This window comes from Flagellimonas algicola (assembly GCF_005937185.1).
Classification (GTDB): domain Bacteria; phylum Bacteroidota; class Bacteroidia; order Flavobacteriales; family Flavobacteriaceae; genus Flagellimonas; species Flagellimonas algicola.
Map to the genome: position 1 here is coordinate 423,991 of NZ_VCNI01000002.1, position 14,793 is coordinate 438,783.

At 42.3% G+C, this 14,793-nt stretch carries 13 protein-coding genes; 3 read left to right on the forward strand and 10 right to left on the reverse strand.

Annotated elements, in window-relative coordinates; genetic code table 11:
- Positions 1–15 precede the first annotated feature (15 nt).
- The 3 genes from FGG15_RS10670 (at position 16) to FGG15_RS10680 (ending at position 4,639) form a co-directional block, all read left to right on the forward strand.
- Positions 16–1,455, forward strand: a complete 1,440-nt coding sequence (locus tag FGG15_RS10670) for a sugar MFS transporter (protein WP_138836058.1) — start codon at positions 16–18, stop codon at positions 1,453–1,455.
- A 2-nt stretch (positions 1,456–1,457) separates the two neighbouring features.
- Positions 1,458–2,399, forward strand: a complete 942-nt coding sequence (locus FGG15_RS10675) for an ROK family protein (RefSeq protein ID WP_138836060.1) — start codon at positions 1,458–1,460, stop codon at positions 2,397–2,399.
- Positions 2,400–2,956: 557 nt separating this feature from the next.
- Positions 2,957–4,639: a DUF5723 family protein gene (locus FGG15_RS10680; protein ID WP_237561805.1), complete on the forward strand. Its 1,683-nt coding sequence runs from the start codon at positions 2,957–2,959 to the stop codon at positions 4,637–4,639.
- Positions 4,640–4,649: 10 nt separating this feature from the next.
- Here the strand turns inward: FGG15_RS10680 and FGG15_RS10685 are convergent, their stop codons facing one another.
- The 10 genes from FGG15_RS10685 to FGG15_RS10730 all read right to left on the reverse strand — a co-directional run bounded on the left by FGG15_RS10685 (position 4,650) and on the right by FGG15_RS10730 (position 14,757).
- Positions 4,650–5,246: a precorrin-2 dehydrogenase/sirohydrochlorin ferrochelatase family protein gene (locus FGG15_RS10685; RefSeq protein WP_138836062.1), complete on the reverse strand. Its 597-nt coding sequence runs from the start codon at positions 5,244–5,246 to the stop codon at positions 4,650–4,652.
- Between the two features lie 80 nt (positions 5,247–5,326).
- Complete coding sequence (locus tag FGG15_RS10690; protein ID WP_138836064.1) at positions 5,327–6,160, reverse strand: GIN domain-containing protein; 834 nt, start codon at positions 6,158–6,160, stop codon at positions 5,327–5,329.
- 15 nt (positions 6,161–6,175) lie between these two features.
- Positions 6,176–8,518, reverse strand: coding sequence for a TonB-dependent receptor (locus FGG15_RS10695; protein ID WP_138836066.1), 2,343 nt, complete (start codon positions 8,516–8,518; stop codon positions 6,176–6,178).
- 18 nt (positions 8,519–8,536) lie between these two features.
- Positions 8,537–8,716 carry a hypothetical protein gene (locus FGG15_RS10700; RefSeq protein WP_138836068.1) on the reverse strand — a complete coding sequence of 60 codons (180 nt, stop codon included), beginning with the start codon at positions 8,714–8,716 and terminating at the stop codon, positions 8,537–8,539.
- Positions 8,706–9,419 (reverse strand): hypothetical protein, encoded by a 714-nt coding sequence (locus FGG15_RS10705; RefSeq protein WP_138836070.1) that lies wholly within the window; start codon positions 9,417–9,419, stop codon positions 8,706–8,708. Before FGG15_RS10705 ends, FGG15_RS10700 begins: the two co-directional genes overlap by 11 nt.
- 50 nt (positions 9,420–9,469) lie before the next feature.
- Entirely contained in the window at positions 9,470–10,558 is a 1,089-nt protein-coding gene (locus FGG15_RS10710; RefSeq protein WP_138836072.1) for a DUF4097 domain-containing protein, read from the reverse strand.
- A complete protein-coding gene (locus FGG15_RS10715) occupies positions 10,539–11,084 on the reverse strand; it encodes a hypothetical protein (protein ID WP_138836074.1) in 546 nt (181 codons plus the stop codon). The genes FGG15_RS10710 and FGG15_RS10715 overlap by 20 nt, the downstream gene beginning before the upstream one ends.
- A complete protein-coding gene (locus tag FGG15_RS10720; protein WP_138836076.1) occupies positions 11,084–11,623 on the reverse strand; it encodes an RNA polymerase sigma factor in 540 nt (179 codons plus the stop codon). Before FGG15_RS10720 ends, FGG15_RS10715 begins: the two co-directional genes overlap by 1 nt.
- Before the next feature lie 263 nt (positions 11,624–11,886).
- A complete protein-coding gene (locus FGG15_RS10725; protein WP_138836078.1) occupies positions 11,887–13,836 on the reverse strand; it encodes an OmpA family protein in 1,950 nt (649 codons plus the stop codon).
- Positions 13,837–14,757 carry a PorP/SprF family type IX secretion system membrane protein gene (locus tag FGG15_RS10730; RefSeq protein WP_138836080.1) on the reverse strand — a complete coding sequence of 307 codons (921 nt, stop codon included), beginning with the start codon at positions 14,755–14,757 and terminating at the stop codon, positions 13,837–13,839.
- Between the last annotated feature and the right edge of the window lie 36 nt (positions 14,758–14,793).

Genomic DNA, 14,793 nt, shown 5'->3' on the forward strand with positions numbered 1-14,793 from the left:
AAACCCTACTAGCCCATGGCAGTTTTACCTAATAGCGGTACTGCGCCCACAGGTGCAACCCAAAACTACCGCAAACCCTTTTTAACCATAACCTTCCTCTTTTTTATGTGGGGGTTCATCACCGTGATGAACGATGTACTCATCCCCCATCTAAAGGAAGTATTTGAACTCAGCTATTTTCAAGCGGCTTTGATTCAGTTTGCCTTTTTTGGTGCGTTCTTTATCATTTCCTTGGGCTATTTTATCATTTCGGTAAGCAAGGGGGATCCCATATCCAAAATTGGATACAAAAACGGTATTATTATTGGCCTACTGCTCTGCGGCCTTGGCTGCTGCCTTTTTTATCCTGCAGCCATATTTCAACGGTACGGAATCTTTTTGAGCGCACTTTTTGTTTTGGCCTCCGGCGTGACCATTCTTCAGATTGCCGCCAATCCGTACGCAGCCATTTTGGGGAAACAGGAAACTGCCTCCAGTCGGTTGAATCTTGCCCAGGGATTTAATTCTTTTGGGGCAACCTTGGCCCCATTGGTAGGCGCCATTTTGTTATACAAAGTTTTTTCCAATGGAGAAATCACTGTAGACTCCCTAAAGATTCCATATCTGATTTATGGCGGTATGTTCTTTTTATTGGCCATTATTATCAAATTCATCAATCTCCCCTCCTTTAAAAACACTGAGCAATTGGAGAAAGGCCTATACGTGCTCAAGTTCAGACATGTGGTGTTGGGCATGATCGCCATTTTTGTGTACGTAGGTGGAGAAGTTACCATTGGAAGTTTTCTTATCAACTTTTTTAAGTTGGATAGCATTGCCGGGATGGACGAATCCCAAGGTGGGGTGTTCCTCTCCTACTATTGGGGAGGGGCCATGATCGGAAGGTTTTTGGGTTCCATTGCCATGGGAAGCATGACAGACAAGACAAAAAAGTATTTGTTTATGGCTGGACTTTCGGTACTATCCTTTATGGTTATTTATTTTATAACTGGCGTCAAAAACAATGATGGAGCTTTTTCACTCGAGTTGATTCCATTTGCCCAGATCCAGTTTTTCATCTTTTTCTTGATCATCAATTATTTGGCTTTCTTGGTGGGCGGTTCCAAACCCCACCGGGTACTAACGCTCTTCGCTTCCATTGTTATTATCCTTTTGGCCATTATGATTGTCACCAACGGCGCCATCGCCTTTTGGAGTGCTATAGCCATTGGAGCTTTCAATTCTATTTTATGGTCAAATATATTCACCTTGGCCATTAAAGATTTGGGCAAATATACCAGTCAAGCCTCCTCCCTATTGGTAATGATGATTGTGGGTGGCGCATTAATTCCCATCCTTCAAGGTGCAGTGGCTGATGAAATTGGTATCCAGCTTTCGTTTATAATTCCCGTCTTCTGCTATTCTTATCTCATTTTTTACGGCTTGAAAGGATATCAGGTTAAACCTATAAAAGAATAACTATGTCCGCTAATGGTACATATGTAGTTGGAGTGGATATTGGGGGCACCCATATATCTTCTGCCGTGGTTGATGTTCAACAGAAAAAAATTCTGGAGGAAACCTACGCCACCAGTCATGTTGCCAACTTGGAACCCTATGAAGTAATCATGGAAACTTGGGCAAGTACATTGAACAAGACCATAAATGCCTCCCATAATTTAGCATTGGAAGGTATTGGCTTTGCCATTCCCGGGCCCTTTAATTACAAGAAGGGTATTGCCTTGTATCCAGAAGGGTTTAAGTATGGTGCCTTAAACGAGGTCAGGGTAGACCATGATCTAAAACCTTTGCTCATTACATCTGAATCCCTCCCCATACGTTTTTTAAACGATGCTACTTCTTTTGCCGTGGGAGAGGCCTGGCTGGCAGAGGAAGAAGGATTCAAGAGGCAGTTGTGTATAACCCTGGGAACTGGGTTTGGTGCTGGATTCATTGAAAATGGGATCCCAGTGGTAAACGGTCGCAACGTACCTCCTAATGGTTGTCTTTGGAATCTTCCCTACAAAGATGGTATGGCCGATGACTATTTCTCAACCCGGGGCTGCATTAACGCTTACGAAGAACTCAGTGGAATAGAAGTATCTGGAGTTTGGGAGCTGGCAAAGCGTTTTGCGTTTGACCCCCTTGCCCAGAAAGTGTTTGAGGATTTTGGTAAGGATTTAGGGGACTTTCTCGCCCCGTGGCTGAAAAAATTCCATGCAGATGCCTTGGTAATGGGCGGCAATATTTCCAAGTCGTACGCTTGTTTTGGGCAATCCTTGCAGGCAAGTCTCAATGAAAATGGTATTCCTATTCCTATCCGAATATCCAATCATATGGAAAAAGGTGCCATTATAGGATGCACTCGGGTTTTTGACAGCCATTTTTGGAAAAACGTCAAAAACAACTTGCCAGAACTATAAGCTGTTAATTCCATTTTTCAAAAGTTTAAAACCGCAACCGTCAATTGAAAACGGGTATCTGTGAACTCAAAAGCCCCATCTGTTAATTGGGAGACGATTAAACCAAAACCTTGTCTTAAGTTTGAATTGTAGTTGGTAGTTAAGTTTTATTGAAGCAGGAAGTTAAGTTCTCTTCCGTTTTTGACTACTGTACATAGCGATGCACTTTTCGGCTTTTGGTCACAAAGTGTTTAGTTTAGTTGAGGTTTCCATTGCGCCAAGGAATTCAACAATTCCTTGGTTGTAATGGATAATTTGTTTCCAGTAATTTTAAATATCAAGAACCTTTTCAGGTTCTTTTTTTGTTTTAACCAGTTTCCATTCACCCTATCCACAATCCAAAATCTTTCAAAACAGGAAAGCGCAAAAACGCAACCGTGAACTCAAAAGCGTCATCCGTCAATTGAAACGGGTGGTTCATTCATTTAGGGGTCAAATTTCGGATGGATTAATTTCTCTTTGCTCCCTAATAAAATATGAACCCATGCCTTAACGGCAATAATAAACAACCCCGTTGAATGAAACTAAGAATTTTTATGGTTGGAATTTTGATTATGCTTTTTTCCAACACCTACTCCCAATCCTATTCAGGATTTTTGGTAGACAATTACAATGGCGTACACGGTGTACTCCTAAATCCGGCAAGTATTTCTGATTCAAGACTTAAACTTGATCTGAACCTAGCAGGTTTCAGTGGTTATTTCGGAAACAACTATATAGGGATTGATCTCGGTGATGCCTTCCAAAATATTGGCAACACCTTCAATACAGCAGAACAGACACCCTTAAAGGACAACTTTCTAGCGGTTAATCTAGATATTCTTGGACCTTCCTTAATGCTGAGTATCAACAAAAACAACTCCTTGGCGATCTTCACCCGGGGAAGATTCTTCTTTAATGTAGATGATGTAGATGGAACATTATTGGAAAAAGAAGGTGGATTCAATGAAGAAGAGGCATTCTCCATACGGGAAGATAACGTATCCGGCGCCATTAACTTGTGGTCCGAAATTGGAGCAACCTATTCCCGGGTTTTACTAAATCAGCAGCAGCATTTCTTAAAAGGTGGACTCACCATGAAGTATTTAATGGGAGCCCATCATGCCTATATTAAAGGAGAGAATATTGATGTGGCGTATGACCCTGACACCGACCAGGTAACCACAACTGGTGAAATCACTTATGGTAACGATGTTTCAAATAGTGAAGGTAATACACTTGATTTTTCACAATTGAACAACTCAAGCGGGCTTGGTGCGGATATAGGTTTTATATACGAATGGAGGCCTGACCATGCCCAGTTTAAATCCACCAATAATGATGGAAAATCGTTGACCAATAAAGGGGCCAACAAATACAAACTGAAATTTGGCGTATCGGTTACGGATATTGGGAAAATAAATAATAAAGAGGGCGAACAGGTCATTTACGACCTGAACAAGATTCAGGATTATGCCAATTTTGAGGGCGCGGACTTGGAAGATGCCCTTCAGGGCAATTTTGATGTTGCTCAGGAACTCAATTCAACAGCAAAGACAAGCTTGCCCACCGCCAGCAACGTTTCAGAAGCCGTCAAGGTTTTGTCCGTGGTAAGTCCGGATGTGGTCTTTCTGGATATTGAGCTCCAGACCGGGCAGGGCTTTGATGTTTTGAACCAAATCAAAGATCCCAACTTTGAGGTGATATTTACCACTGCTTTTGAAAAATATGCCATTAAAGCCATAAAGTTCAGCTCTTTGGACTATTTGCTAAAACCCATTGATCTGGACGAGCTGAAGCAGGCTGTTGAGAAAGCCAGGAACCGCATGGATACCAATGTGTATAGAGAACAGATAGACACCTTGATGCAAAACCTGTCCAAAGAAACCTACCGTCAGGAAAAAATCTGTTTGGCCACCACCATTGGCATGGAGTTTATAAAGATTGAGGACATTGTTCTCTGCAAAGCCGATGGATCTTATACCTCCTTTGTCCTGAGAAACAAGAGCAAGCTCATGGTGAGCAAACACTTAAAGGAGTATGAACATCTTTTGGCCGAGCATCAATTTATGAGGGTACATAACAGTTTTGTGATCAACCTAAGGGAAGTAAAAAAGTATATCAAAGCGGATGGCGGTTACATTATCATGAGCAACGATATGCATGTGAGTTTGTCCCCTAGAAAAAAAGACGAGCTGATCGAAGCTTTGAAAAAGCTATAACCTCTTTGACTTAATCTTGATTTTCATCCCCAGATTTTTTAACTAGGCCTTTGGTAAATTCGTTCAGGGCTTCCACTTTTTGCTCAAAATCCCCTTTTAATGTTTCCCGGTAGGCATTGAGGTTTTTGACCAAATCATCGATATTATCAGGAATCACGTCCTCAAAAAATTGTCGGAGTCTTTTAGCGGTTGTCGGGGATTTTCCGTTGGTGGAAATGGCCACTTTTACGTTGCCCTTGGTCACAATGCCGCCCATATAAAAATCACAGAAAGGAGGATTATCGGCCACGTTCACCAAAATGCTCCGTTCCCGGCAATCATTGTAAACTTGTTCATTCACTTCAGGTTTGTCCGTGCAGGCCACAACCATATGCTTGCCGTTCAAGAACTTTGGATCATACCTTTCTTGGGTCAGCTCCACTTGGTGTTTTTCCGCCAACTGTTGGGTAGCGTCCAAAAATTCCGGCGCCACCATTTGCACCTGGGCTTTGGGACTGGACTTTAAAAGGAATGTAAGCTTTTCCACGCCCACATTACCACCACCAACAATGAGCACTTTAAGGTTGTTTACCTTTAAAAAAACGGGATAAAGTTCATTTCTTTCCATGGTTCCAGGCTTTGTTGACAGGTAGTTTCACTTTATCTTACAAAGGTATGCCTAAACCAAATCCCTCATTCATCAATACCTTACTTTTTTATCACCCTTCCATCACTGGAAAGTACTTGACGGATAATTTCTGCATCCCCTTTATAGAATAGGCGGCTATCGGAATTGGCCTCCACATCTATGGTGTTGTTTACGGTAAGGTAGGCATCACTATCTGCGGTTAGGGAAATCTCCAGATCGTCTACCACAAGACCATAGTCTTCAAACCTACTGTCGGAACTCAGGGTGGCCTCTAAATCCCTAATGTTTCCAATTAAATCTGCATGACTGTCTGAAGAAAGTCTGGCATTTACTTCGTTAACCTGAAATTCCCCTACCAATTTTGCGCTGGAAGAAAGATTCAAATTCACTCTATTCGCATCTACAAAAACATCTGCATCGCTGTCTGAAGAAGCTTCAAATTCAAACCTTTCAGTGGTAATATCCCCCTCAAAATACGCATCAGAACTTAAATCAACGGAGACATTGGGCGCACTCAGTGGGCTGTCCAAATAAATAGCAGCATCTGATGAAGCCCTAAAATCCCTGATCTGGGTGGTGGTTATAAAAAGTTGTAGGGTTTCCTTTCCCTTGATATTGATATTGTTCTTGAGTTTTACCGTAAGTCTTCCACCATCTTGATAGATATCTATTTTTCCAAACAAATTGTCATTGGCCTTTATCCGAACTTCTTCCTCGGTTTCTGAAAAATTCACATAAGCCTTAAAATCCGTGGCTACCGTAAGGGCGGTAATGTTGTCAAAATCGTATTCACGGGTTGATACTTCATCCGATACCCGAATGGTTTCATAGCTACAAGAGCTGATAAAACTGGCCATACCTATGGCTAGCAAAGTGGTTTTGATTGTTCTCATAATGTTCGTTTTTGATTAAAATTCTATGCGATAATTCAGCAGGGGCAATAGCTCCAATTGATACTCCGGAACCATGGTTCGGGTACGCGTGCTAAAAAACATCTCGTCAATATTCTGCCGGTTGGTCAGATTTTGAATGTCCAAAGAAATGATATGTGCCACCTTGGGTCTGTTTATCCTGTAAGAGAAGCTGGTATCTAGTCTCCAGTAGTCGTCAAACTCCAAAGTATTCCGTTGATCTTGAAGGATTCGTACGTTTCCTGTTTGGTCAAAATAATCCAAGTCCACCGGAGTTCCCCTTTTACCCCCGTTCCACAGCAATTTGGCGTTTACCCCAAAGATGTTATTGCTATTTCTACCTGCTTTAAATTCCTTACCCCCAACCACGTTAAAAGTGTATTGGGCATTGTAACGACTGTCGTACCAATTGCCGTCCGCCGCCCTATACTGGGAATCGAAAAGGGAACTGGTCACCAAGAAATAATACTGGTTGGAAAAGAATTTTTCCAAAGTGAGTTCCAAACCATAGTTTCTGGCCTTTCCAGAATCTACTAATCCTGCACTTATAAATTGTCCGTTTAAAAAAGAGTCTGTGTTGTTTGGATCGGCCGAAACTGCCACTTTATTTAAATCTTGATAGTACACTTCCACCTTTAAATGTCCATTTTTAATGACTCTCCAGTCATAACCCAACACGTAATGCGTAGCACGCATAAGGTCTAATTCTTTATTTGGGGTGGTAATATTCCCCTGTGTATCCTCGACTTCAATAAAATACTGGTTTAGCGGCATTCGTCTCGAGTGTAATCCAACCCCGGCACTAAGGGTATGTTTGGGTGCAATGCGGTACTCAAAGCCTCCCCTTGGCTCCAAAACAAAATCATCATTAACGGAAAATGCTGAGGCATGCAGGCCAAAGGTGGTTGAAAATTTTTCCGTAAATCGGTATTTGGCCTGGGAGAAAAATTGCAGGAAGGTCCCGTTGCCATCTGCATTTACCAAAGTTTCTATTGCTGCATCAATTGTTTCATCCGAAAGCACCTTATAATCCAAGCGACTATAAACAAACCCGGTTTTTAGGGTGGTCTTGGCATTGAACTTTTGATTGAGATTGGCGCTCAGTCTAAAGGCACTATTCCTTAAAATGTCCCTTTCCCTGAAAAAACGATTGGTGTTTCTATTGTCCACTGAAAAATCGTAATCACTTCGATTTCCGGAATAGGATAGCGCCCCGTCCAAGGAGGTGTTGGTGCTAAAAAAATGTTTGATGTTGATTCCTCCCATATAGGTTTTGGAATCGAACTGCTCATCTTCAAAAACATCCGGAACTACTTGTTCGGCATTGTCCTGATTGTCCTCGCTTACCCCACCTATTCCCCATGCGGATAAATTGGTTTTATCGCCAAGAGGCAAATTCACCTTAAAAGAAAGGTCCTGAAATGTGGGCACCGATCCTTCAGATACCTCAATGATATTGTTCAGAATGGTCAAGGTTGAATACCTATAGTTGATAAGGTAAGACCCTTTGTAGTTTTTGGAAAAAGGTCCCTCAATCGCCAAATCGGTTCCCAACACCCCAAATTGAAAGGCGTATTCTGTGTTCTCGGCATTCCCATTGCGTAATCGGATATCAAAAACTCCGGACGTGGCATTACCATATTCCGCAGGAAATGCTCCGGTGAAAAAATCTGAGTTCCCCAGCATATTGGTGCTCAACAAACTCACTGCACCTGGGGAATACCCCTCTTCGGAAAAGTGATTGGGTTCTGGCACTTCCACTCCTTCAATCTTCCATAACAACTGGTTGGGGGCATTCCCCCGGATTACAATTTCATTGGTGGTATCGTCCGTGTTTGTTACACCAGCAAAGGACAAGGCCATCCGACCCGGATCACTTATACTTGCTGGAAAGCGTTTGGTCTCCTCCACCCCAAAAGAACGGGCGCTGACCGTGGCCAGCTTGTTGTTTGGTTTTATCTGATCTTTCCGGGCAGATATTACAACTTCTTCCAGTTGGTTCAGTGATTCCGTGAGCCTAATGGTCAAATTGATTTCCTTGGCGGATCCCACCAGAACTTCCGAAATCAAGGCATCCTCATAGCCCAAATAACTACAACTGAAAGACTGCCGCCCCACGGGAACATTCTCCATGGAAAAGAATCCCTGCATGTCTGTAACCACGCCTAGCTGTGGCTCCACATTGAGAAGTACAATGGTAGCGCCCATCAAGGGACTTCCGGTAACAATATCGGTTACCCTTCCCTTTACAGTTTGCTTTAAATCTTGTCCGAAACCTAAAAATATGGATGCAAAGACCAGCCCCAGGGTAATGGAGATGCGTAATTTTAGTGTTTTCATGATTTTAATTGGTTGATTCTAACGCAGTTCTTTTTCCAGGTTCAAAACTGGCATCCAGAAGAAGTTGATGACGGACCATTCGTCCTTTTCCAGGTTTTGGGAGCTCCTTACAAAGACCGACCCGTTTTCCGAGAATACATGTTTGGCCGCCAGACCGTGATTGATTGATTGTTCGTTTTTTGATTTGTTATTGTTCATCGTCCAAATGTTTTTTGTATCGATTTCTTCCCATATTGAAAACCCCTATTTTGACGCCAAAACCTCCTGAAAACCCATTGATTCTATCCAATGGGTTCAAATCCAAGTCGAGTTTATTGGAAAAGCGGTATTTAATCCCGGCCTCCAATTGCACATACCTGGACACATTGAACAAAACGCTCATTCCAGGTTCAAAAACAAAAATTGCATCGATTTCATCCTCGTCAATATTATCGTCAATGGGATCGTCAAAATTGTTCCCAAAATAACCCACCCCACCTGCGCCAATAAGCACAGGAAATGAAAGATTGACCATGGATTCACTAAATAGAATAGGCTCTATATGCAAGCCTCCATAAGCGGCAATCAAATCTTCGTTGATCGTTCTGGGATTATCTTGTTCTGAATACAGAAAGTTGCCCACAAAGCCTACTTCAAATTTCCTATTGGCCACATAGGCCACTTTAAGCCCTCCTATATAAGTGTCCTTGCCGTCTATTTCCCCAAAATAGGTGGTAAGACCCAGGTAGACTCCGTGTACCACGTTTTTGCGATCATTAAATTCAATGTAATCGGCATCATCTTGATCTTGCGCCCAAGAAAGAGAACTTACCAATAAGAATGCGAGTAGCAATATCCGCTGAATCATGGTTTTGGTAATGGTTGTCTCTCTAAGGACAATGCTTTTTTTGGAAGGTTGCATGTTTTTTGATTTTTTTTTTGAATTATTTTTTGATTGTTGAATTGATGGTACTAATCGGTAATCACAATAGCGCCTTTAATTCCGTTGATGGTAAAGTCGCCGGTTGTTCCTGAGCCGTATTTAGCGGTAATCTCCCTGGTTTTTTTCCCTGCATTGGTCACGTTGGTCTTTATGTTGGTGAATGTTTTGGGAACACGCAACAAACCTTGTTCCAAAGTGGCCCTAAAGTCAAAGGAAAGTCCTGAAACATCCAGTTTTATCTCAGAAGATTCCTGTACAATGTCAATTTCCGGACTGGGCGAAAGAATTTGCCGAACTTCCACCTCTGCTATTCTTAGGGTCAGGAACATTTCCGAATCCACACTGGCAATATCCACATTGGAGAATTTGAAATCGCCTCGGAGCGTTCCAATAGCTTCAAGTATCACCTCATCTTTGCTGGAATACAGTTCAAGGTTTGAGACATTGTCCAAATTAAGATCGCTCCCACTGCTGATTATTTTCAGTTTTTGACCATTTTCAACATCAATGGCTCCATTGCTCATTTTAATGCTACCATAATCGATCCCCCCTAAATTGAGCTTGCCAAATTTCATGTCAATTTTAGCGGTGGATATCGCATCGTTGACCCAGATATCCCCGTGTTGTACATTGGCATCCAAATCGCCATGCCAAGCTCCGATTACCAAATCCCCAAATTTGTTGATCACATTGAGTTCGGCATTTACTGGCATATAAACCTCATAATCAATCTGTATATTGGATTTATCAAAGTCGAAGGGGTTGGCCTTGTTGAAATATCTACTGAATAGACTGGAACTTTTATCCACAATTTCGGAGGTGATGCGAATAAAATCCCCAGCTTGGGTCACCTTAGGTTGGATCCGGTCAATCAACTTTTTGGCATTTTCATCCTTTCGATGTACCACCTTGATGTCGATGGACACTTTTAACTCCTCTTGATCCCAGCCATTGATCACCACATTGCCATATTTATTCTCAATCTGAACTGATCCCGTAGCCGGAAGGTCATAACTTTTTGACCAAGCCTTTGTCTGCTCACTTTGAGCTGTTGCCCTAGCAGCAATTAAACAGCAAAAAGCAGTAATTACAATATGTTTATAAAATATACCCTTCATAATCCATTTCATTTTTAGATGCATTGATTTGCCTCAGCAAATTCTCAATCAGTTCAATGCGCTTTTTATAGTTGTTGACAATGGCTTCCAAAACCCGCTCATTGTCCAGGTTGTTCTTCATTTCCAGTTTCAGCTGTTCGTATTCCTCGTCCAGTTCATCCATAAAGGATAGAAACTCATCTTTGTCCGCAGCTGATAGTTTTGGATGGTTCTTGACCAATTGCACCTGCTGATACACCAGATTTTTATAGTGCAGGTCTATTTCAAAAAGTTCCTCGCTGGCATAACCTTCCATTTCCTGTGCATTAGGATTGCCCAACATAAGGAAGGCCACCAAGGACAGACCAACCAAAAAGACAACGGATGCCGCTATCCTGAATTTGCCAGATCTCCACAACGGAATGACTTTTGGGGTTTCTTTTTCGTCCAAGGCGCCGGCAATACCCTGCCACAATTTGTCCTTGTCCACTTTGTGGACATTGAACGCCTCTTTGTTTTCCTTGATATACTTTTCAAAATTGTCCATCACAGTTCATTTACAATTTGAATCAATTTCTTTTTTGCTCTATGGTATTGCGATTTGGAGGTTGAGGTGGATATCCCCAAGATTTCTCCAATTTCCACATGATCATACCCTTCAATGAGATAAAGGGTTATAATTTGCCTATAACCTTCCGGTAACTGACTTAGTCCTGTTTTCACCTTATCAATCTCCAGTTGATCAACCTCTTGGAATTCATCCTCTTCAAGCGGTTCCCCTTCATTTTCCAAAGAAGACAACAACAAGCGTTTCGATTTAAGATGGTTGATACTCCTATTGATCACAATGCGTTTCAACCAAGCACCAAAAGTGCTTTCGAACCTAAACGTGTCCATTTTTCTAAATGCCTCCACAAAGCTCTCCTGCAAAATATCCTCGGCATCTTCCCTTATTGTAAGTAACCGCATGGCTACATTGAACATGGCATCCACGTACAACCCATACAATTGATATTGGGCGTTCCGATCTCCTGCCTTGCTCTGTTCCACCAATGCCTGGTGCGTAAAACGTACGTTTGCTTCCAAAAATCCTGGACGATTATTCAATGACGGCTAAAAATAATCCTTATTCATCTAACCCAAAGACAAAACAAAACTCTAAGGGTTGCATGTTAGGATGTTTTAAGGTCAAAAAAGTAGAATTAAGTCACCTCGAGCGCAGTCGAGAGGTCTTTGTTTTTGGATTTCTAGGTCTCGACTGCGCTCGACCTGACAGCTAAGGAAGTTGGGGAACAAAAAACCTTCAACTTAAGTTGAAGGTTTGAGGGTAGTGTTTATTGATGGTTGGGTTAATTTAGGTTTACAATAATAAATTCCGATCTGCGGTTCACATCATGTTCCTCATTGCTACATCTTACACCATTATCACATTGATTAAGCAGCTGTTTTTCTCCATAACCAATGGCACTTTCAATTCGGTTAGCCTCAATGCCCTGTGAAACTATATAGTTTCCAGTTGACTTGGCCCGTTTATCAGAAAGCTGTTCGTTATAGCGGTCGCTTCCCCTAGAATCCGTATGCGCCTCAATTTTAATGACCATTTTAGGGTATTCCTTCATCACTTCTACAATCTTATTTAATTCCTGAGCGGCATCCTCGCGAATTTCTGCTTTGTTCAAATCGAAATAAATATTGTCAATCTTAATCTTGAGCACTCCGTTCTCCCGAACGATCAATTTGTTGAGCTCTTTGGTAATTTCCAAGGGCACATCGTTTACAAAATCTTTTTGTTTGGTGGTACTAAAGGCAGCATCATTGGGCAAAAAACCTTGCTTGCTGATTTTGATTTCATACCCTGCTTCGCACTCCAACACATTTTCAAACTCAAATGCCCCATAAGGGTCTGTGGCTGTTCTTCCCAAGGAGTTTCCATCGGAATCCACCAATTCCACAACCACATTTACCATGGGCTGGGCATTGGATTTTCGGATGACACTACCTTTTACGGTCTGCTCGCAAGTCTCTTCCATTCGTTGGAACGAATAGATATCATCATCTCCCTTACCCCCCTCTCTATTGGAAGAAAAGTAACCGCGTTGGGTAGTTTCCTTCACAATATATCCAAAGTCGTCTCGATTGCTGTTCAAGGGTCTTCCAAGGTTATTTGGAGTTTCGAATCCGGCGTTGCCCCATTCACTTTCGAACACATCAAGGCCACCAAGACCCAAATGCCCGTCAGAGGCAAAGTAGAGTTTCCCTTGGGTTACAAAAGGAAACATTTCCCTTCCGCTGGTATTGATGGTTGGGCCCAAGTTTTTAGGTTCTGAAAAACCGCCATTCTGCAAAACATCAACCACAAAAATGTCCGTTTCTCCAATGCTTCCAGGCATATCAGAAACAAAATACAGCTTACGCCCGTCAGGACTCAGGGCCGGTTGCCCAACCGAATAATCCTCACTGTTGAATGGTACTTCCACTGCTTCCGTCCATTCCCCACCCCGTAATTCGGAGGTATATATTTTTAAGTGGTTGGTGCCTTCACCGTCTCGTCCCAAAGTTTGATGGGTGTAGTTGTTTTGGGTGAAATAAACCACGTTCCCTTCGGGAATAAAGGTAGCGGCTGCTTCATGGTAACGAGTGTTCAAAACGGAAGAAAAGGATCTCACATGGGCCAAATCTGAACCCGACCCAGTGGTATCCGCCATAAAAAAGTCCAAATACGGCTGTCGGTTCCATTCATAGACCCGGGTCTCAAACCGTAAGGAATCGCGGCTGGAAGAAAACACAATTTTATCCTTGTAATATATAGGACCAAAATCGGCTACTGGTGTATTGATACCCAAGTTGCTAACGTAGTATTGAGGCTGTCTGTTCAGCAATTCATCCAAGGCATCATCATTATTTCGCATTTGTGCCACCTTAAACTCGGATACATCCAATTTTTCGGTATAAATTTTCATAATGCCCTTGGCCATTTTATAGTTTCCAACACCCTTTAGGGCATGTACATATTTAAAGGCGTATTCTGGCTCCAACACCTTTTCGTATTTGGAAAAAAGTACCCCGTACCATTTTACCGCATTTTCCATGTCGGTATTATAGAAATAGGCGTCTCCCAAACGTTGCAATACCCGTTGGGAGTCCTCACCTTTCCTGACCAAGGTTTCGTATTGTTTGGCTGCTTTTACATACAGCAAATTATCAAAATTGATGTCGGCGTCGTTATACTTTAGTTGAGCGTGCAAGAAACCGCCCACCAATAAAAAAAGAACGGATATGTTGGTTTTAATACTCATCATCTAATAAAATCTAGGGGATTTTAAGCGTTTTTCCACGGTCTTGAACTCATACCGAAGAAATACTTCGTGAGTCCCACTCGTGTAACTTCTCAAATCAGAAGTGGTCAGATCATAGGAATAACCCATGCTAAGGTCAGGGGATATTTGCAATCCCAATAGAGCTGAAAAGGAATCGTCCCAGCGGTATGCCAAGCCTGCCGTGAAGGTTTCCATAAGCATGGCATTGGCAGAAATATCCGCAATGACGGGTGCTCCAGGAACCCACTTTACAAAGAAGGCCGGTTTGAACTTGATGTCTGGAGTAAGATCCATAATCTTACCTCCGATCAGATAATAATGTAAGCGTTCGGCCGCTATTTCCTGTTCTTCTCCATCATAATGGTCTTGGGCAAAGAAATTGGGCACAGCCAAACCTAAATAGCTCTTTTTATTATGATAGTAAATCCCGGCACCTACGGTTGGGAAAAACTTGTTTTTAATGTTATTCTGAAATGCAACATCCGGATTTTCAACCAATCCTTTGGAAAAATCCACATTGAACATCCTTCCTCCTCCTTTTAATCCAAACGAAAGCAGTTTGTCCTTATCATCCAGTTTAACTGTATAGGAAAAATTGGCATCCACAAAAACCTCCGAAGCGGGTCCCAAAGCATCATGTGAAAGTACCAATCCAAGTCCCACATTGTTCCCCATAGGTCCATCCACCGCCAAAACTTGGGTCGTCGGGGCTCCATTTACCCCTACCCATTGCGAGCGATGCAACAATAAGGCTGTCAAATGTCCCCTTGAGCCGGCATAGGCCGGATTCACGTTGAGCGTATTGTACATATATTGGGTGAACTGCGGATCTTGCTGTGCGGAAATAGATAGTATTCCCATCAACAGGGCTACAAAACAGCTAGTTCGGACTTGCCTTTTCATTCGTTGCGCTTTTCTATTTGTTCTGATACCCATCTT

Coding starts and splice junctions, on each gene's coding strand:
- FGG15_RS10670 (WP_138836058.1), top strand. CDS start 16: ATGGCAGTTTTACCTAATAGCGGTACTGCGCCCACAGGTGCAACCCAA.
- FGG15_RS10675 (WP_138836060.1), top strand. CDS start 1,458: ATGTCCGCTAATGGTACATATGTAGTTGGAGTGGATATTGGGGGCACC.
- FGG15_RS10680 (WP_237561805.1), top strand. CDS start 2,957: ATGAAACTAAGAATTTTTATGGTTGGAATTTTGATTATGCTTTTTTCC.
- FGG15_RS10685 (WP_138836062.1), bottom strand. CDS start 5,246: ATGGAAAGAAATGAACTTTATCCCGTTTTTTTAAAGGTAAACAACCTT.
- FGG15_RS10690 (WP_138836064.1), bottom strand. CDS start 6,160: ATGAGAACAATCAAAACCACTTTGCTAGCCATAGGTATGGCCAGTTTT.
- FGG15_RS10695 (WP_138836066.1), bottom strand. CDS start 8,518: ATGAAAACACTAAAATTACGCATCTCCATTACCCTGGGGCTGGTCTTT.
- FGG15_RS10700 (WP_138836068.1), bottom strand. CDS start 8,716: ATGAACAATAACAAATCAAAAAACGAACAATCAATCAATCACGGTCTG.
- FGG15_RS10705 (WP_138836070.1), bottom strand. CDS start 9,419: ATGCAACCTTCCAAAAAAAGCATTGTCCTTAGAGAGACAACCATTACC.
- FGG15_RS10710 (WP_138836072.1), bottom strand. CDS start 10,558: ATGAAGGGTATATTTTATAAACATATTGTAATTACTGCTTTTTGCTGT.
- FGG15_RS10715 (WP_138836074.1), bottom strand. CDS start 11,084: ATGGACAATTTTGAAAAGTATATCAAGGAAAACAAAGAGGCGTTCAAT.
- FGG15_RS10725 (WP_138836078.1), bottom strand. CDS start 13,836: ATGATGAGTATTAAAACCAACATATCCGTTCTTTTTTTATTGGTGGGC.
- FGG15_RS10730 (WP_138836080.1), bottom strand. CDS start 14,757: ATGAAAAGGCAAGTCCGAACTAGCTGTTTTGTAGCCCTGTTGATGGGA.